Raw genomic sequence first — 17,406 nt, forward strand, 5'->3', positions numbered from 1 at the left:
AAAATCAAGAGCTTATCGGCGAATCCCAGGGGTCCGGTGCTAATCTTACCATTCTAGTTGGTTAAACGGGAAATTTGTCGCATCGCGACCACTAGCCTATTTTTCCGATAAATCAAGTTCCGCCGGGCCGCCATCGCCTGTGGCATATCACTCGGACACTGGGTCATATGCCGGCCTGTCCTGGCTTGGACGCCTATTCGTCGGTTTGCGCCACTGTTCGGCGGGATGGATATTGCGATGTCCGGCCCGCGCCGGTTTCGCGTAAACTCCGCCGGGTTTTGGACGTCCGAAAAAATTTCCGAGGAAAACCCTGGGGTACCGGAATTTTTTTTTAAGGCTCCGGTCAGACCATCCGTCAGTGGTTAACAACCGATGAAGCTGACACACACAACCGCTGTTCAATCAACAACAAGTGTTTTTGGAGGTTAATATGGCTGCAACGACTGTTGGCGGCGTAAGCGCACAAGACAAGCCGCTCTTGGATACCAAGTGGCTGGCGTTCGCGTTCACGATCTATACCGTGTTCTATATGTGGGTACGCTGGTATGAAGGCGTCTATGGCTGGGCGGCCGGCCTCGACTCCTTCGCGCCGGAATTCGAGACCTACTGGATGAACTTCCTGTATACCGAGATCGTGTTGGAAGTGACCACCGCGTCGATCCTGTGGGGCTATATCTGGAAGAGCCGCGACCGTAACCTGGACGCCCTCGAACCCCGCGAGAACCTGCGCCGCAACTTCACCCACCTGATCTGGGTGTTCGCCTATGCCTGGGCGATCTACTGGGGCGCTTCCTACTTCACCGAGCAGGACGGCACCTGGCACCAGACCATCGTGCGCGACACCGACTTCACCCCGTCGCACATCATCGAGTTCTACCTCAGCTACCCGATCTACATCATCACCGGCTTCGCGGCGTTCCTGTATGCCAAGACCCGCCTGCCGTACTTCGCCAAGGGCCTGTCCCTGCCGTACCTGGTGACCGTGGTCGGTCCTTTCATGATCCTGCCGAACGTGGGCCTGAACGAATGGGGCCACACCTTCTGGTTCATGGAAGAGCTGTTCGTGGCTCCCTTGCACTACGGCTTCGTGATCTTCGGCTGGCTGGCCCTGGCCATCGCCGGCGTGCTGCTCCAGATCTTCGCGAGCTTCGCCGAAGTGCTGAAGAAGGACCTGTGCCCGGACCTGTAATCGGTACGCGCGGCTAGGACGGCTGGGTTCCCCAGCCGGTCCCGGCCAGGATGAACGGAACCGCCGTCCGAGAGGCAATTCGGACGGCGGTTTTTAATGCCCGCCGATCGGTGCCCTGGGCGGCATCGGGCGGCGGGCGCGAAACCACGGCCAAGGCCCCACCCGCATTGCCCCGGCAAATTTAACTTGCTAGCATTCGACGGCCCCAGGTGAGCCCCTGGGGCCTTGGATTCGCGAGCAGCGTTCGGTTCCGCCGTTAGGGCGCGGAATAGGCGGATGGGGATTTCCCCCCATCCCGCGATATATCAAGAAAAAGAAGAACCGCCCCCTTCACCGGAAGCTCCCATGCCAGACCTCATGTCCAAATTGAAACACGCCGGCCGTGTCATCGTCGGTGGAACCTGGGGTGTGGTGGCGTGGGGCCTTTCCGGGGCCGGCGCGGTGGCCGTGGTCATCTGGGGCATCAAGGCGGTCGCCATCCCCTTGCTGATGCTCAAGACCGCTTCCTGGGGTATTTGGGGCTTGGGCGTGCTGCGCGAGGCCAAGACCCGCCCCCCCTTGCCGCCGCCTTCCGATCCTTCTTGAAGAGGGGGCCGGAAACCCGCCCGGCTTCCAGCCCCTTCGATCATCCCCTAACCCAGCTCGAACGTGGTGATACCGAACACCCGCGCCAAGGGCGTTGCCGGGATCGCGCCCTGGTACATTCGGGCGGTCTCGAACACCACCGCCATGCCATGCCGCGCCGCCAGGGCCACGGCGTCCGCGTTCGGCTCGGGCACATCCAACAGCACCGGCTCGCCCGGTCCCGCGTGGTTGCGTAGGGCGAGGAACAAGGTTTCCGCGCCGTCCGGGCTGTCCGCGAATAATGGCCCGATCTTCCAACCGCTGTGGCATTTCCGAATCACGCCGTAACCCTCCAGCCCGTCGCCCCTGGGTAGCCCGAAGGCGGCGCTTCCCGGTTGTCCGATCCAGGGCCGCAGGAAGGTTGGGCGCGGCACGGGGAACAATTCCGCGTCGTAACGCGCCACGGCCTCGAACGGCAGCGCCGCCAGCGGCACGGCTTCCGTAGGGCGCGGCATCCGGCCCGGCGCGATGCCTTGGTAGCGCACATTGCGGTAGGCCAGCGCGAAACCCGAGCGCCCATAATCGGCCTGCCGCTCCACCACGCCGTCCAGCCCGACGGCCTGCCCGCGCAGATATTCCATGGCGGTCCGCCATAGCCTCATCCCATGCCCTTGGCCCCGGTGTTCCGGCTTGACGATATACAGCCCCAGGAAACCGAAACGCCCGCCATAGCTCACCGCCGACAGCGAACCGATCGGTTCATCATCCAGGAACGCTCCGAAAAATCCCTCCGGGTCGGCGGCGTGGAAGGCTTCGGCGTCGTACAGGCCGGGATTCCAGCCTTCTTGGGCCGCCCATCGCAGGGGGATTTCCAGTTCGGCGCGGCTGAGGGTGCGGATGGTCGAAGTCGTGGCCATGGGGATTCCTCGCGGTATTGGGTTGCTGAACACATAAAAGTCCGCCCCGCGCACTCCGGGATGGGGCGGGCGGGGCGGACCTTGGAGTCGTCCAGCCGTCCGGGCCGGACGGCGGATTGCGAGCGGCGGCGATTCCGCGTCGGCGCGTCAATAGATGAAACCGACCCCCAGGTTGAATTCGTCGGGAACCGGGCCGCCATTCGAGCTGATATTGCGGTAATCGGCCTTGATTGCAATATTCTGGATCGGCTTGTAAGTCAAGCCCCCTTGGTAGATCCAGCGGTCGTAGAAGCCGCCGTAGTTGTCGAAGCCGGTGGGCACCGAAGCCAAGGTGTTGTAGCGCTCGTAGCGGAAGAAGGGGGCCAGGTATTGGCTGCTGTCCTTCCATAGCCAGGGCATGATGTCGTAGGCGACTTCGGTGTACCAGCCGTAGTTCGCCGAGCCGATGGTCTCGCCCTTGGCCTGGCTCAGCACGGCGGCGTCGCCGATATGCCCGTAAGCGCCCAGGGCCCGGAATTCCATCCCCCTGTAGCGCCATTCGACATGGCCTTCGTAGAGCTGGGTAAGGGCGGATATTTTGCGTCCCGCATAGAGTTCGTCCTGGCCCGCGTCGCCGATGAAGGTCGAAGCGCCCACCAACAGGCCGGGCACGGCGGCGGGCGTGTAATCCAGGCGTCCGGTATAGGCCCAGTTCTCGGCGATGGACATGCTGCCGCCTTGGCGTCCCTCGCGTATCCCCGAGCTTTCGAAGCCCTCGGCGTTCAGGCTGTTCATGGCGTACATGCGGTATTGCAGGCCGGGGACGATTTCGCCGAACAGCCCAGCGCCCATTTCGCGCCAGGTGCTGGGGATGATGTATTGCTCGACATTGGGGCGGTGGTTGCCGTGGAAGGTGGTGGGTTCGTGGATTTCGTTGATGAAGCCCATCGGCACCAGCATCAGGCCGGCCCGGATGTTGGCGGCGCGGTGCAACAGGAAATCGAGCTGGGAGAATTCGACCGACACCTCGCCCTTTTCTTCGCTGCCCTCGCCGGTGCTGGCGTGTTCGAATTCGAACTCGTTGTTGAGGATGATCCAGTCGTTGAATTTATAACCAACGTACAGCACGGCGCGTTCCATATCCGCCGTGTCCTTGGCATCGCCCTTGTCGGCCACGTAGTTGGTGTAGAGGAATTCGCCGTAGCCGCCGATGGACAGCCCGCGGTTGACCCGGTACACCTCGGACGCCGCCGGGCCGAAGCCGTATTGGCTTTTGTATTCGCGCTTGTCGGGGATGAGGAGCTGGGTTTTGAGCTTCTCGACCTCGGAGGCGAGGATATCGGTCTTGCGCTCGGTGTCGGTCTTGGCCGCTTTGCCTTTGGTGCCGGGGTCCGTGGCTGTGGCTTGCGCGGTGCCGGCGGCCTTGGCGGCGTCCTGCTGGCTCGCCTTCAGTTGCTTCACTTCCTGCTTGAGGTTTTCGTTCTCGCCCGCCTTGGCTTTGAGGGCTTCGATCTCCTTTTGCTGCTGCTGGATGATCTTCCACATCTCTTCCATGGTGGCGGGCACGGGCTGGGCGGCATGGGTGGCGGCGGAACAGAGCGCCGCACCGATGGCCGCGCCTAGGGAGAGGGAGGTTTTGTTGGCTTTCATCGGGAACTCGTTGTGCATAGGGATGATAGTCAGAATTATATGCAAGCCTTTTCCAAATGGAAACGCTTCTCAAATAATGGGTTAGGCATTACACTCTTTAAAAAATCGATTCCCAGGGAAACATCGCCGACACCGGGCTATCGGGTCGCCGCGCCGATGAATCCCCCTCTCCTAAGCACAGGGGTTCCATGAACAAATCCAATGCCGCCGCATTCCTCGCCTTGGCCCTGGCCTTGGGCGGGAACGCCCAAGCCGCGAATATCAGCCGCAAGGCGCAGTTGGGCCGCCAGTTGTTTTTCGATACCAACCTATCCACCCCGCCGGGCCAGGCCTGCGCCACTTGCCACGATGCCGGCCTGTTCTTCAGGGATCCCGACCAGGATATCCCGACTTCCGAAGGCGCGTCCCCGGAACTCAAGGGTTCGCGCAACACGCCCACCGCGCTGTATACCGCCTTCATTCCCAAGTTCCATTTCGACAAGGCGGAGGGTTTGTATGTGGGGGGGCAATTCTTGGATGGCCGCGCGGCGACTTTGAAGGAACAGGCCAAGGGGCCGTTCCTGAATCCTTTGGAAATGGACAATCCCGACAAGGCCACCGTGGTGGGGAAGGTGAAACAGGCGGAATATGCGCCCTTATTCCTCAAGGTCTATGGCCCGCGGGCTTTCGATAATACCGGCAAGGCATACGACCGCATCGCCGATGCCATCGCCGCCTTCGAACGGACGCGGGAGTTCGCGCCGTTCACCTCCAAATACGATTATTACCTCGCGGGCAAAACCCCATTCACCGAGCAGGAGCGGCGCGGACGGCAGGTGTTCGAGGCGGGGGACAAGGGCAATTGCGCCGCCTGCCATCCCGACCGGCCCGGCGCGGACGGCACGCCGCCGCTGTTCACCGACCATACCTACGACAACATCGGAATACCCAAGAACCCGGACAACCCGTTCTATGCCCTGCCCAAGGAGTTGAACCCCGAGGGTTCCGCCTTCGTGGACAAGGGGCTGGGCGGCTTCGTCAAGCAGCCCGCCGAGGACGGCAAGTTCAAGGTGCAGACCCTGCGGAACATCGCCAAGACGGCGCCCTATATGCACAACGGCTATTTCAAGACCTTGCGCGGGGTGGTGGACTTCTACAACACCCGCGATATCAAGCCGACCTGCCCAGACCCGTTGACCCCGGAGGCGCAAGCCCTGGCCCAGGGCTGTTGGCCTGCGCCCGAAATGCCGCGCAATGTGAACCACGACGAACTGGGGGCCTTGAACCTGACCGAGCAGGAAGTGGACGATCTGGTGGCGTTCTTGCAGACCCTGACCGATGGCTATCGGCCTTGAAAGCCGTGGCCAGGGCGGGAGCCTTGGCGGCCTCCCCGGCCTTCAGGCCGGGGAGTGGGGTATCCAGCTACATCGGAACCGGTTTTTGAAGGCGGGGATATCCTCAACGCTTTTGGGTCGAGGTATATGAGTTGGCGGTATCCAAGACGGCGGTTCCCTGCTTGCCGGGCGGCACTGGCACGGTGATCGCTCCCTGGCAGGATTGGCTGCCGTCGTTGGCGCTGAAGCGGACGGTGTAGACCCGGCCATTGCCGGTGAACGGACGGCCTTTGCGGGCCAGGCCCTGGCGTTCGGCGCGGAGGAGGACGCTTTGGTGGGGCTTGGGTTCCTGGGCCGTGGCCCTGGGCCTGACGACCTTGGCGTCCGGTCCGGTTTTGTCCTTGAGCTTGGGATTCCTGACGGGTTCGTCCTGTGAAACGGCGTCGATGGTGAGGGTGTAGGCGTTGGGGCCGGTGACGCCGAGGATGTGGACGGGCCTGAAGCCCTGGTTGGGGGGCCAGAGGGAGGCGCGGCTGGGCCGGGCCGTGCCGCAGTCCAGGGCGGTGCCGTCCGCCGTGACCAGGAGGTTGAACTCGGCGCTGGCCGACCTGGGATCGGGGCTGAAATCGTCGGTGGCGGTGAGGCGCAGGGTCAGGGATTGCGCGGTGCCGCCCGCCAGGGCGGGGGTGGTCAGGCGCAGTTCCGGGCTATCGGCGCCCTGGAGCGGCACGGCGGGACCGCCGGTTTGTTCCCATTGGTAATGGAGCGTGTCGCCGTCCGGGTCCAGGGCCGTGGCGTGGAGGACCACCGCCTGGTTTTGCGCGGCCAGGCGCCGGGGTTCCGGGGTGATCGTGGGCGGGTTGTTGGCGGTGACGGCGACCTGGGTCTCGCGGCTGTCGCGCAGGCTGCCGTCGGACACGGTGAGCCGGAACCCCAGGGTCTGGCCCAGGGCCGCCAGGGGGACGACCGTGGTGGGCTTTGCCGCCGTCGGGCTGGACAGGGTCACGGCGGGGCCGGCGGTTTGTTCCCAGGCGTAGCCCAGGGCGTCGAAGTCGGGGTCGTAGCTGGCGGTCCCGTCCAGGACCAGGGTGGCACCGGCCCGGATCGGGATGGATTGCGGAAGTTCGGCCACCGGGGCATGGTTGACCTGTTTAATCATGAGGTTCACGACCGCCGGATCGCTGGCGTTGCCGTCGGGGTCCGTGACCACCAGTTGGAAGCTCATCTGGGTGTTCACCGCCGCCGCCGGCACGGTGAGGCTCGGCCGCGCCGCGTGGGCGTCGCTCAGGGCGGCCTGCGGCCCGGCCACCTGGGTCCATTGGTAGCCGAGGGCTTGGCCCTGGGGGTCTTGGCTGGCGCTGCCGTCCAAGGCGAGCGTTTCCTGGGGGGCGGCGGCCCGGTCGTCGCCCGCGACCGCCAGGGGTTTGTTGCGGACCGCGATGTGCACGCTGTCGGCGTCGCTCGAAATACCCGCGTTGTCGAGGGCGACCAGCCGGAATTCGAGGACCTCGTCGCCGTCCAGGGGCGCGGCGAAGGACGGGGTGGCGGTGCCGGCGTCCGTCAAGTCCACGCCGGGCCCGGCGGTTTGCGACCATTGGTAGGCGGCGATGACGCCGTCGCTGTCGGTCGCGGACCCGTGCAATTTCACCACGCTTCCCCCGTTCACCGTTTGGTCCGGACCGGCATCGGCCACCGGCGCGGACAGCGTCGTGGCGCTCAAGTCGTCCATCGCGAAATAGGCCGGCGTATTCATGCCGAACTGGCCGACGTCGGAAGAAGACAGGGCGAACTTCAAGCCGTCAATCGCGCCCAAGGACGACAAGTCCAACCACGTCCAGCGCTTGACGATGTAATCCTGGCTGTTGTCCCCCGGCCTATAATCGGCCAGATAAAAATCGACGGTCCCGGACTCGTGCCCGCCCTTCAAGCCGGTGACGGTCAATTTCAGCCAATCGGCATCGTCGCCGCTGGCACCGCCGAATTTCTTCGCGAAACTATCGCCGTTCAACATCGACAAGGCCGCGTAGGTGGTATTGGTCACATAAAACCCATCGACATGCACCGTTTGGTCGAAGCTGATGGGCGACCCGTCGCCGGACACGTAGTCCACGCCAAAATTACCGCCGCTGTGGGCCTGCCCGGCATAGGCGCTGTACTGGTTGCCATATCCCGGCGTGGTGTCGTCGGTCATGTTGGAATAGGCCCAACCCGATGCGGTCGTGAACCCGCCCCAATCGGTCATTTCATTCGGGAAGCTCGCCAAGCCGGAAGCGAAGGTGCCTGGATTGGGTTGGCCCTGGGGGATGGAGGGATCGGTTTGTCCGGCCCAATAGCTGTCGGGGTCCAAGGCCAAATTCTCGAAATCGCTGACGACCGTTGCCGCCTGGGTTGGCGGGGCCAGGGATAGGCTGAGCAGGGTGATTGAAGGCCATTCAAGTTTCATGATGATTATCCGCAAAGAATCGATTCAAATGGAAAGGTTTTGCTGCCTATAGGGCGCGATAGCGCGGCGTATTGCGCCGGATGCCTGCCAACCCCCCATTGGCCACCCATTTCGCGCTCGAAAGGCTTCATGGTTGCTCGCCTGGGGCTGGAAAGGTATAGGTCAAACCGGCATAGAACTGGCGGGTCGGCATGGGATAAAAAGACAGGCCATACGCCGTGGTTTCATAAAAATCGTCGAATAGGTTATTGATGCCGGCGAAGAATTCGGCATCCCCCAGTTTGTAAAAGGCTTTCAAATCCACCCTTTGGTAGGCTGCGAGCTTTGGCGCGTCGACGCCGGAGGCGATATTCGCCCCATTGCTGCGCGGACCGATAAACTCGGCGGAAACGCTAAGGCTTAGCTGGGTCGTGGCCTGCCACAGTAGGCTGACTTGGCCGCTTAGTTCCGGCACCAGCGGCACCTTGAGTCCGGTGGTTTCAAAACGGGCGTCGATAAAACCGAAATTGCCCGACAAACTGAGCGTATCCATCGGCATCAAACGCCCACTGAGTTCCAGCCCTTGCCGTAAGGTGGCGTCCGCATAATTCCGGTTGACGTGGTTGTCGTAGTAAATCTCCTGCTCATTCCTCATCCTGAACAGCGCCAGCGATAACCGCCCCCCATTTTGGGAGCGCAGCCGCCATCCCGTTTCGAAATTATTGCCGGACTGGGGGTGCAAGTCCTGGGCGCTCAGCACTAATTCTTCCGCATTCGGATTGCGATAACTGTGGTTGTAATTGAAATACCATGACAGGTATTCGGCCATATTCCAGGTCAATCCGATATCGGCGGCGAAGTTGTGCCAGGTATTATCGCTGTCGCCTAGTGCGAGCCAGCGATTTTCACAGCCCAAGGGTTGATAGGGGAAAACCGGCGCGTAAGTACACACCCGCTTGAGCGCCACCGATTGCCGCTGCACCGCGAAACGGTCATACCGGTAGCCGGCATCCAACACCCAGGGTATGGGCAAATTCCAGCGGGTATTGATAAAACCGCTCTGATTGGCGTATTGCGCGTCCTTTTGTACGCTTTGATCGGGAATGTCTTGGCCATTTTCTTGGCGGCCCGCCGAACCGAAGCGCCCGAAATATCCCAAAGTCCAATCCTGGGTAATGGGGCCGGAATTGAAGGACAGTTGATGCCTAATATCCACCTCCTGGAATTTGAAGGTATTTTTCCAAGGGGCGACCGCATTTTCTCCTTCGGACCAATAATTGGCCGCCTCATAAGGGTTATCCCGATACCGGTAGGACCATTTCAGCACGGTCGAACCCACGGGGCCCCAGTCCATGGAGCCACCGGCCTGTCCCAGGTAATCGCGGGTTTTGCCGCCGCCGTCGGGCGTGGAGGCTGCGCGGCGTAATTGCGCGTTATTGATCGCGCTATAATCGACCGGACCGGGCAAACCATATCGATCCTCATGGAACCGGAATCCGGCCTGGAATTCCAAAGCCTGGGTCAACGGGTGGGCGAGGTTGGCGGCTACTTGGGTTTTGTCGAGAAAGGAGTTATCCCGATAACCATGGGTCTGGTTATGGAAGGCGTTCAAGGAGGCACGGGTGGAACCGCTTTTGAGCGAGGCGTTCAAGCTTGAGTCCAGGGTATCGAAGCTTCCATAATTGCCATAAAGGTCCGCCTTGGTCTGCTGGCCGCGCCGGGTGACGATATTGATGACGCCACCGACCGCGCCGTCCCCGTACATGACCCCATTGCCGCCGCGGATGATTTCAACCCGCTCTATCTGCTCCAGGGATAAGGTCGTGAAATCGACCCCGGAAAGATCGGGCGCATTCAATTTGACGCCATCCACCAATACCAGCACATTACTGGAATAGCTATCGCCCATGCCGCGAATATCTACGCCGCCAAATTTATCGTTCCCCGTAGAGCTTCTTAAGTTGACATTGGCTTCCCGGCTTAATAAGTCGATTAAAGAATTGCCAGGGGCATTTTCTATGGCTTTCCGGTCGATGACCGTGATGTTCTTCGATTGATCCGGTGCCGTGTCATAAACAGTGACCTCGGGTAATGGATGGGCTTCATCGTTAAGGGTATCGCCCCAGGCCGATTCGATGGGCTGTATGCCCACGGCCAGACCTGCGAAAACCAGCAGGTTCAATAACCCTGCCGTGCGGAAACGCGCTGTCATCGTTCGGATAATCGCCAGCCATCCGGCCCGGAGGACCATCGCCGGTAATACCGGCGCAACGATTGATCTAAACCGACAGGGGGTAATGCTCAACGTTTCTGGGTCGAGGTATATGAGTTGGCGGTATCCAAGACGGCGGTTCCCTGCTTGCCGGGCGGCACTGGCACGGTGATCGCTCCCTGGCAGGATTGGCTGCCGTCGTTGGCGCTGAAGCGGACGGTGTAGACCCGGCCATTGCCGTTGAACGGACGGCCTTTGCGGGCCAGGCCCTGGCGTTCGGCGCGGAGGAGGACGCTTTGGTGGGGCTTGGGTTCCTGGGCCGTGGCCTTGGGCCTGACGATCTTGGCGTCCGGTCCGGTTTTGTCCTTGAGCTTGGGATTCCTGACGGGTTCGTCCTGTGAAACGGCGTCGATGGTGAGGGTGTAGGCGTTGGGGCCGGTGACGCCGAGGATGTGGACGGGCTTGAAGCCCTGGTTGGGGGGCCAGAGGGAGGCGCGGCTGGGCCGGGCCGTGCCGCAGTCCAGGGCGGTGCCGTCCGCCGTGACCAGGAGGTTGAATTCGGCGCTGGCCGACCTGGGATCGGGGCTGAAATCGTCGGTGGCGGTGAGGCGCAGGGTCAGGGATTGCGCGGTGCCGTCCGCCAGGGCGGGGGTGGTCAGGCGCAGTTCCGGGCTATCGGCGCCTTGGAGCGGCACGGCGGGACCGCCGGTTTGTTCCCATTGGTAATGGAGCGTGTCGCCGTCCGGGTCCAGGGCCGTGGCGTGGAGGACCACCGCCTGGTTTTGCGCGGCCAGGCGCCGGGGTTCCGGGGTGATCGTGGGCGGGTTGTTGGCGGTGACGGCGACCTGGGTCTCGTGGCTGTCGCGCAGGCTGCCGTCGGACACGGTGAGCCGGAATCCCAGGGTCTGGCCCAGGGCCGCCAGGGGGACGACCGTGGTGGGCTTTGCCGCCGTCGGGCTGGACAGGGTCACGGCGGGGCCGGCAGTTTGTTCCCAGGCATAGCCCAGGGCGTCGAAGTCGGGGTCGTAGCTGGCGGTCCCGTCCAGGACCAGGGTGGCACCGGCCCGGATGCCGGGGGATTCCGGGAGTTCCGCCACGGGCGGATGATTGACCACCTTGATCATGAGGTTCACGACCGCCGGATCGCTGGCGTTGCCGTCGGGGTCCGTGACCACCAGTTGGAAGCTCATCTGGGTGTTCACCGCCGCCGCCGGCACGGTGAGGCTCGGCCGCGCCGCGTGGGCGTCGCTCAGGGCGGCCTGCGGCCCGGCCACCTGGGTCCATTGGTAGCCGAGGGCTTGGCCCTGGGGGTCTTGGCTGGCGCTGCCGTCCAAGGCGAGCGTTTCCTGGGGGGAGGCGGCCCGGTCGTCGCCCGCGACCGCCAGGGGTTTGTTGCGGACCGCGATGCGCACGCTGTCGGCGTCGCTCGAAATACCCGCGTTGTCGAGGGCGACCAGCCGGAATTCGAGGACCTCGTCGCCGTCCAGGGGCGCGGCGAAGGACGGGGTGGCGGTGCCGGCGTCCGTCAAGTCCACACCGGGCCCGGCGGTTTGCGACCATTGGTAGGCGGCGATGACGCCGTCGCTGTCGGTCGCGGACCCGTGCAATTTCACCACGCTCCCCCCGTTCACCGTTTGATCCGGACCGGCATCGGCCACCGGGGCGTGGTTCGCCGCTTGCGTTTTCTGGTGGATAACGCCGAGGGCGTCCAGATCGAATCCGGCGCTGCCGGTGGTTTTATAGGGATCGTATATGGGATTGCCCGCGGAATCCTGTTCGGTGCCGTTACCCAGGATATCCTTGATGCGGACATAGCCGATATTATCCAGGTCCAGGCCGGGGATACCTGACAGGACGCTCAAGTCGAACGGAGTACCATAACCTTGGCGGTATTTCCCCGCGAGGCCATCGATATTGGTGGGATCGACGGCACCGAAGGCCCCTACTTTCGACGGCGTATAGGAATAGTTGGGGAATCGGTAAAAATCCGTGCCGTTGGACGATACCTCCACCCAGGCCAGCTCCAGGAAGGTATCGCTGAGGCTGTTTTCGAAAACGGCAAAATCGCTGCCATCGCCGTCCGCGATGGGCTGGGCGAAAGTCAGGGTGATACTGCCGCCGTTGCCGAGCGAGACGATATCGTAAGCGTCGCCCACCGCGGGGCCCAGGGCTTTTTGCGGGGTTTGCCAGCCGGCATCGACATCGGTGCCGGGCCGATAATCCCGCCACCCGGTGGCCCAGGCGGTGAACAGCGGACTGTCCTTCGCGAGGGCGGTTGAACCGGCTTGGCCGGCCGCCGGGGCGAAAGGTCCGGCGTGCAGGTCGGCGGCGGATACCAGCAAACAAGCGGCCAGCAGCATGCCCAGCGGGGGGGTGCCGCGTCTGGCGCGTGGTGGGGTGGCGATGCTGTGAACGCCGTGCGCGACGGCTCGGATGGAAACTGGCGCTGTTCGCGCGATACCCGCTTGCGACGGATGAACCGCCCGGATGGATTGAGTGCTGGACATGGAATACCGCCGCGCCGCTTCGCAGATGGGGTGGATGGCCGGGAGCAAAGCGCGGACGGACGAAAAGGCAGAGGATGGACTCTGGGAATTTCGCCAACAGCCCACCGCTGTCTCGAACAATCTTACAGGCCAGTCTCCGGGCTCATAAGCGGCGTATCGCCCCATCCCCGGCCTTCCCATGCGTTGCACAGTGGCGTATTCGAGGAGGTTTAACTTATCTACCGTTGCGGGGGCAGCGCCGGCTTTGGCCGTTGGACGGCATCACCGGCTTCCTGTTTAAGCGCGGGCCAGGGAAGGCCCGCGGCACCTGAAAGAGCGCCGGATATTAAGCCGACCGTGGCCCATGTGCAAGCCGGACGGCAGGCGGTTTCAGCGCGGACCCGCGCGATAGCCGCGCGCCAGATCGACGAAGGCCCGCAGGTAGTCGATTCCGGCGTCCTCCTCGCGCAAGCCCAGGAAAATCCGCTTGGCCACGCCCTCCCGCCCCAGCCTGACCGCTTGGACGGCGAACCGCGCCGCCTGTTCTTCGACCAGCCAGCGCGGCAGCGCCGCCACGCCGCGCCCGCTGGCGACCATCTGCAACAGGATGTCGGTGCTTTCGATGGGCTTGTGGCGCTTCGGGCCGATGCCGGCCGGGGTGAGGAATTGGGTGTAGATATCGAGCCGGTCGATGGCGACCGGGTAGGTGATCAGGGTCTCGCCGGCCAGGTGCCGCGGCTCCACATACGCCAGCCCGCGCAGGGGATGGCCCGGCCCCACGACCAGCACCTGCTCGTAGTCGAACACCGGCTCGAAGACCAGGCCCGGCTTGTGCAGCGGGTCGGGCGTCGCCAGCAGGTCGATCTCGTAGCCGAACAAGGCGCCGATGCCGCCGAACCGGAATTTTTGCTTCACGTCCACATCCACCCCCGGCCACGCGGCGAGGTAGGGTGCCACGATCTTCAGCAGCCATTGGTAGCAGGGGTGGCATTCCATGCCGATGCGCAAGTTGCCGCGTTCGCCCGAGGCGAACTGCCCGAGGCGCTCCTCGGCGTGTTCGAGTTGCGGCAACAGCCGGTGGGCCACCGCCAAGAGATATTCGCCGGCCTGGGTTAAGCGCAGGCGGCGGCCCTCGCGGTGCCAGACCGGAAGCCCGAGTTGGTGTTCCAGCTTGCGGATGCTGTGGCTGAGCGCGGACTGGGTCAGGTGCAGTTTTTCGGCGGCGGCGGTCAGCGAGCCGTGTTGTTCGACGGCGCGGACGATTTCGAGGTGGGCGCGTTCCAGGAGGGGCATTGGGGAGGCTGATCCATGAATAAAGCTAATCGATGGGTGAATTAATACCATTTTAATTCATGATCCGGGGTGTTTAGCATGGCCGACCTTTCATCTCCACAAGGTTTGCAACATGGTCACCACCCACAATCTCGGTTTCCCGCGCATCGGCGCCCGACGCGAACTCAAATCCGCCCTGGAATCCTACTGGAAAGGGCGCTCCTCCCGCGCCGAACTCGAAGCCCTGGGCGTCGAACTGCGCCGCCGCCATTGGGCGGAGCAAGCGGCGCTCGATTTCGCGCCGGTCGGCGATTTCGCCTTCTACGACCAGGTGCTGGACATGAGCTTCACCCTGGGTAACCTGCCCGGGCGCGTGCGGGACTTCCACGGCGACGCGCTGGACAACTATTTCCGCGTGGCGCGTGGCCGTTCGGCCCCTGCCGCCGACGAGCAGGCGGGGTGTTGCGGCGGAGTGGCGGCCGGTGAGATGACCAAGTGGTTCGATACCAACTACCACTACATCGTCCCCGAATTCACCGCCACCACCACCTTCAAGCTGGACGCGTCCCGCTTGCTGGAACAATGGGCCGAAGCCCAGGCCCAGGGCGTCGCGGCCAAGCCGGTCATCATCGGACCCGTGACCTACCTGGCGCTGGGCAAAGCCAAGGACGGCTCCGGCAAGCTCGCCCTGTTGGAACGCCTGCTGCCCGTCTACGCCGAGCTGTTGGAAACCCTGGCGGCGCGCGGCGTCGAGTGGGTGCAGATCGACGAGCCGCTGCTGGTGACGGAACTGGACGCGGACTGGCGGCACGCCTACGACCACGCCTACCACGCGCTGAAAAGTTGCCGCGTCAAGCTGCTGCTGGCGACCTACTTCGGCCAGTTGCTTGAGAACAGGCATTTGGCGCTGAACCTGCCGGTGGCGGGATTGCACATCGATACCAGCCAGGGCCGCGAGGATGTCTTGCCGCTGGTCGATACCTTGCCCCCGCACAAGGTGCTGTCGCTGGGGGTCGTCAATGGCCGCAATATCTGGAAGACCGACCTGGACGCGGCGCTGGATTGGCTGGAGCCGTTGGCGGAACGGTTGGGCGGACGCTTGTGGATCGCGCCATCCTGCTCGCTGCTGCATGTGCCGGTGGATTTGGACGGCGAGGAGAACCTCGACCGGGAAATCAAATCGTGGTTGGCCTTCGCCAAGCAGAAACTGGGCGAACTCGCCTTGCTCGCCACCGCGCTGGACCGGGGCCGCGCCGCCGTGCGGGCCGAGTTGGACGCCAACCGCGCCGCCATCGAATCCCGCCGCCATTCCCCGCGTGTCCACAATCCCAAGGTCAAAGCCGCCCTGGCCGGGATCGACGCCGGGCTCGGCCAGCGCCAAAGCCCCTACGCCCAACGCGCCCCCAAGCAGGCCGCGCGGCTGAAACTACCCAAGTTCCCCACCACCACCATCGGTTCCTTCCCGCAGACCGCCGAAATCCGCTGGGCGCGCCGCCAGTTCAAGGCCGGGGCAATCGATGCGGCCACCTACCGGGCGGAGATGCGGGCCGAGATCGCCCGCTGCGTCCGGGAACAGGAAGCCCTGGGCCTGGATGTGTTCGTGCATGGCGAGGCCGAGCGCAACGACATGGTGGAGTATTTCGGCGAGCAACTGGACGGCTATGCCTTCAGCCAGTCCGGTTGGGTGCAATCCTATGGGTCGCGCTGCGTGAAGCCGCCCATCCTGTTCGGCGATATCAGCCGCCCCGAGGCCATGACCGTGGAATGGATCGCCTACGCGCAATCCCTGACCCACCAGCCGATGAAGGGGATGCTGACCGGCCCGGTGACGCTCCTCAACTGGTCCTTCGTGCGCGACGACCAGCCGCGCTCGGTGTCCTGCCAACAACTGGCCTTGGCCATCCGCGAGGAGGTGCTGGACCTGGAACGGGCCGGCCTGCGGGTGATCCAGATCGACGAGGCGGCGCTGCGCGAGGGCCTGCCCTTGCGGCGGTCGCAATGGCAGGCGTATTTGGACTGGGCGGTGGCATCCTTCCGCATCGCCGCCAACGGCGTGCGGGACGAGACCCAAATCCACACCCATATGTGCTATTCGGAATTCAACGACATCATCGCCTCCATCGCCGCCATGGACGCCGACGCCATCACCATCGAAACCTCGCGCTCCGACATGGAATTGCTCGACGCCTTCGATAGCTTCAACTACCCGAACGAGATCGGGCCCGGCGTCTACGATATCCACTCGCCCAACATCCCGACCCAGGAACATATCGTGGCGCTGATGAAGAAAGCCGCCGAGCGCATCCCGGCGGAGCGCCTGTGGGTCAATCCCGACTGCGGACTCAAAACCCGGCAGTGGAGCGAGGTCATCCCGGCCCTGACCCATATGGTCGCCGCAGCCAAGGCCCTACGCGCCACGGTGGGCTGATTCCCGTCGAAAGTCCCGGCCCGCCGCCGGGGCTTTATCCCGATCCCGATCCACGCCTCCGCGTATTTCCTGGAGCGTCTTCAGGTTATTGGGGTGGGCGCGTGTCCCATGCCCATCCGCCTAGCGGAGCGCATCCAATCGAGCCTCGGCGCCGCTTTCCAAGAGCGCCAAGCAGGCGACACAAAGGCAGCCGTCGTAGGTTTGCCGGATATGGTCCACCGTTTCCCGCGACAAGCGCACTTCCATACAGCCGCATTGGTGGATGCGGTTGGCCTTGCAGACGAACTCCCGCGCACAACGCGGGCAGGTTTTCGCTTCATGCTTCTGGTCGGTCATGTTTCCTCCTGGGCAGGTACCCTAGCCTAGCCGATCCTCCTTGAGGGGCGGGCGCATACCGATGGAAGCGGATGGCCGTGGTCAAGAACCCGCCGAGGCGTGTATGATCTTTTATTAAATTTTCATACCAGACGGGCGGAAACCCATCGGATCGGGCCGAATGAGGGCCGTCAACCTAGCGGGCGGCAATGCCCGTGGTGGTGGGGATCGGTCGAATCGGCGTCCACCGTCACCAGGTTCAGCGCGCTATGCCGCACGCCGCGCTCCGCCGCCATGGCATCCGCGAACCTGCGGATTTCCTGGGTCGGGCCGCGCAGGAACAGCGTTTCCATGCAGTGCTCGTGATCGAGGTGGACATGCATGGCGGACACGACCAGGCCATGGGCTCGATGCTGGAGTTCGGTCAAGCGCTCCGCCAAGCGCCGTTCGTGGTGGTTGTAGACATAGGACAGGCTGGCCACGCAATAGGGGGCGGCGTCCGTGGCGAGCCGCTCCGCTTCCAGTTCCCGGCGCAGCATATCGCGCACCGCCTCGGAGCGGTTGGCATAGCCACGGGCTTGGATCAGCGCGTCGAAGTTCTTGGCCAGCGCCTCGTCGAGGGAAATGGTGATACGTTCCATAAATTAAAGGTCCGGGGG

The 17,406-nt window shown here is 63.5% G+C and carries 12 protein-coding genes and 1 riboswitch; of the genes, 4 read left to right on the plus strand and 8 right to left on the minus strand.

The window, feature by feature from the left end:
* Positions 1–430 precede the first annotated feature (430 nt).
* Positions 431–1,189, plus strand: a complete 759-nt coding sequence (gene amoC, locus K5658_RS05220; RefSeq protein WP_221065914.1) for a bacterial ammonia monooxygenase, subunit AmoC — start codon at positions 431–433, stop codon at positions 1,187–1,189.
* Positions 1,190–1,534: 345 nt separating this feature from the next.
* Positions 1,535–1,774, plus strand: a complete 240-nt coding sequence (locus tag K5658_RS05225) for a hypothetical protein (protein WP_221065915.1) — start codon at positions 1,535–1,537, stop codon at positions 1,772–1,774.
* Positions 1,775–1,821: 47 nt separating this feature from the next.
* Here the strand turns inward: K5658_RS05225 and K5658_RS05230 are convergent, their stop codons facing one another.
* Positions 1,822–2,670: a GNAT family N-acetyltransferase gene (locus K5658_RS05230; RefSeq protein WP_221065916.1), complete on the minus strand. Its 849-nt coding sequence runs from the start codon at positions 2,668–2,670 to the stop codon at positions 1,822–1,824.
* Between the two features lie 147 nt (positions 2,671–2,817).
* Complete coding sequence (locus K5658_RS05235) at positions 2,818–4,299, minus strand: FtsB/FtsL family cell division protein (protein WP_221065917.1); 1,482 nt, start codon at positions 4,297–4,299, stop codon at positions 2,818–2,820.
* A 188-nt stretch (positions 4,300–4,487) separates the two neighbouring features.
* Here K5658_RS05235 and K5658_RS05240 point away from each other — a divergent pair, with 188 nt between their 5' ends.
* The gene (locus K5658_RS05240; RefSeq protein WP_221065918.1) at positions 4,488–5,633 is read left to right on the plus strand and encodes a cytochrome-c peroxidase; all 1,146 of its coding nucleotides are present in this window, start codon (positions 4,488–4,490) and stop codon (positions 5,631–5,633) included.
* A 103-nt stretch (positions 5,634–5,736) separates the two neighbouring features.
* Here K5658_RS05240 and K5658_RS05245 read toward each other — a convergent pair whose 3' ends face one another.
* The 4 genes from K5658_RS05245 to K5658_RS05260 all read right to left on the minus strand — a co-directional run bounded on the left by K5658_RS05245 (position 5,737) and on the right by K5658_RS05260 (position 14,025).
* Positions 5,737–8,055, minus strand: a complete 2,319-nt coding sequence (locus tag K5658_RS05245; RefSeq protein WP_221065919.1) for a DUF4465 domain-containing protein — start codon at positions 8,053–8,055, stop codon at positions 5,737–5,739.
* A gap of 127 nt (positions 8,056–8,182) precedes the next feature.
* Entirely contained in the window at positions 8,183–10,246 is a 2,064-nt protein-coding gene (locus K5658_RS05250; RefSeq protein ID WP_221065920.1) for a TonB-dependent receptor, read from the minus strand.
* Positions 10,247–10,335: 89 nt separating this feature from the next.
* Positions 10,336–12,606 (minus strand): PKD domain-containing protein, encoded by a 2,271-nt coding sequence (locus tag K5658_RS05255; RefSeq protein WP_221065921.1) that lies wholly within the window; start codon positions 12,604–12,606, stop codon positions 10,336–10,338.
* 257 nt (positions 12,607–12,863) lie between these two features.
* Positions 12,864–13,079: riboswitch (cobalamin riboswitch) on the minus strand.
* A 43-nt stretch (positions 13,080–13,122) separates the two neighbouring features.
* Entirely contained in the window at positions 13,123–14,025 is a 903-nt protein-coding gene (locus tag K5658_RS05260; RefSeq protein ID WP_221065922.1) for a LysR family transcriptional regulator, read from the minus strand.
* Between the two features lie 112 nt (positions 14,026–14,137).
* On the opposite strand from K5658_RS05260, the gene metE reads away from it, so the two are divergent.
* Positions 14,138–16,432 carry a 5-methyltetrahydropteroyltriglutamate--homocysteine S-methyltransferase gene (metE, locus tag K5658_RS05265; protein ID WP_221065923.1) on the plus strand — a complete coding sequence of 765 codons (2,295 nt, stop codon included), beginning with the start codon at positions 14,138–14,140 and terminating at the stop codon, positions 16,430–16,432.
* 120 nt (positions 16,433–16,552) lie between these two features.
* Here the strand turns inward: metE and K5658_RS05270 are convergent, their stop codons facing one another.
* Complete coding sequence (locus K5658_RS05270) at positions 16,553–16,768, minus strand: cysteine-rich CWC family protein (protein ID WP_221065924.1); 216 nt, start codon at positions 16,766–16,768, stop codon at positions 16,553–16,555.
* Between the two features lie 170 nt (positions 16,769–16,938).
* Positions 16,939–17,388 carry a nickel-responsive transcriptional regulator NikR gene (nikR, locus tag K5658_RS05275; RefSeq protein ID WP_221065925.1) on the minus strand — a complete coding sequence of 150 codons (450 nt, stop codon included), beginning with the start codon at positions 17,386–17,388 and terminating at the stop codon, positions 16,939–16,941.
* Positions 17,389–17,406 lie beyond the last annotated feature (18 nt).

Origin of the sequence: Methylomagnum ishizawai (assembly GCF_019670005.1) — a bacterium.
Classification (GTDB): Bacteria; Pseudomonadota; Gammaproteobacteria; order Methylococcales; family Methylococcaceae; genus Methylomagnum; species Methylomagnum ishizawai.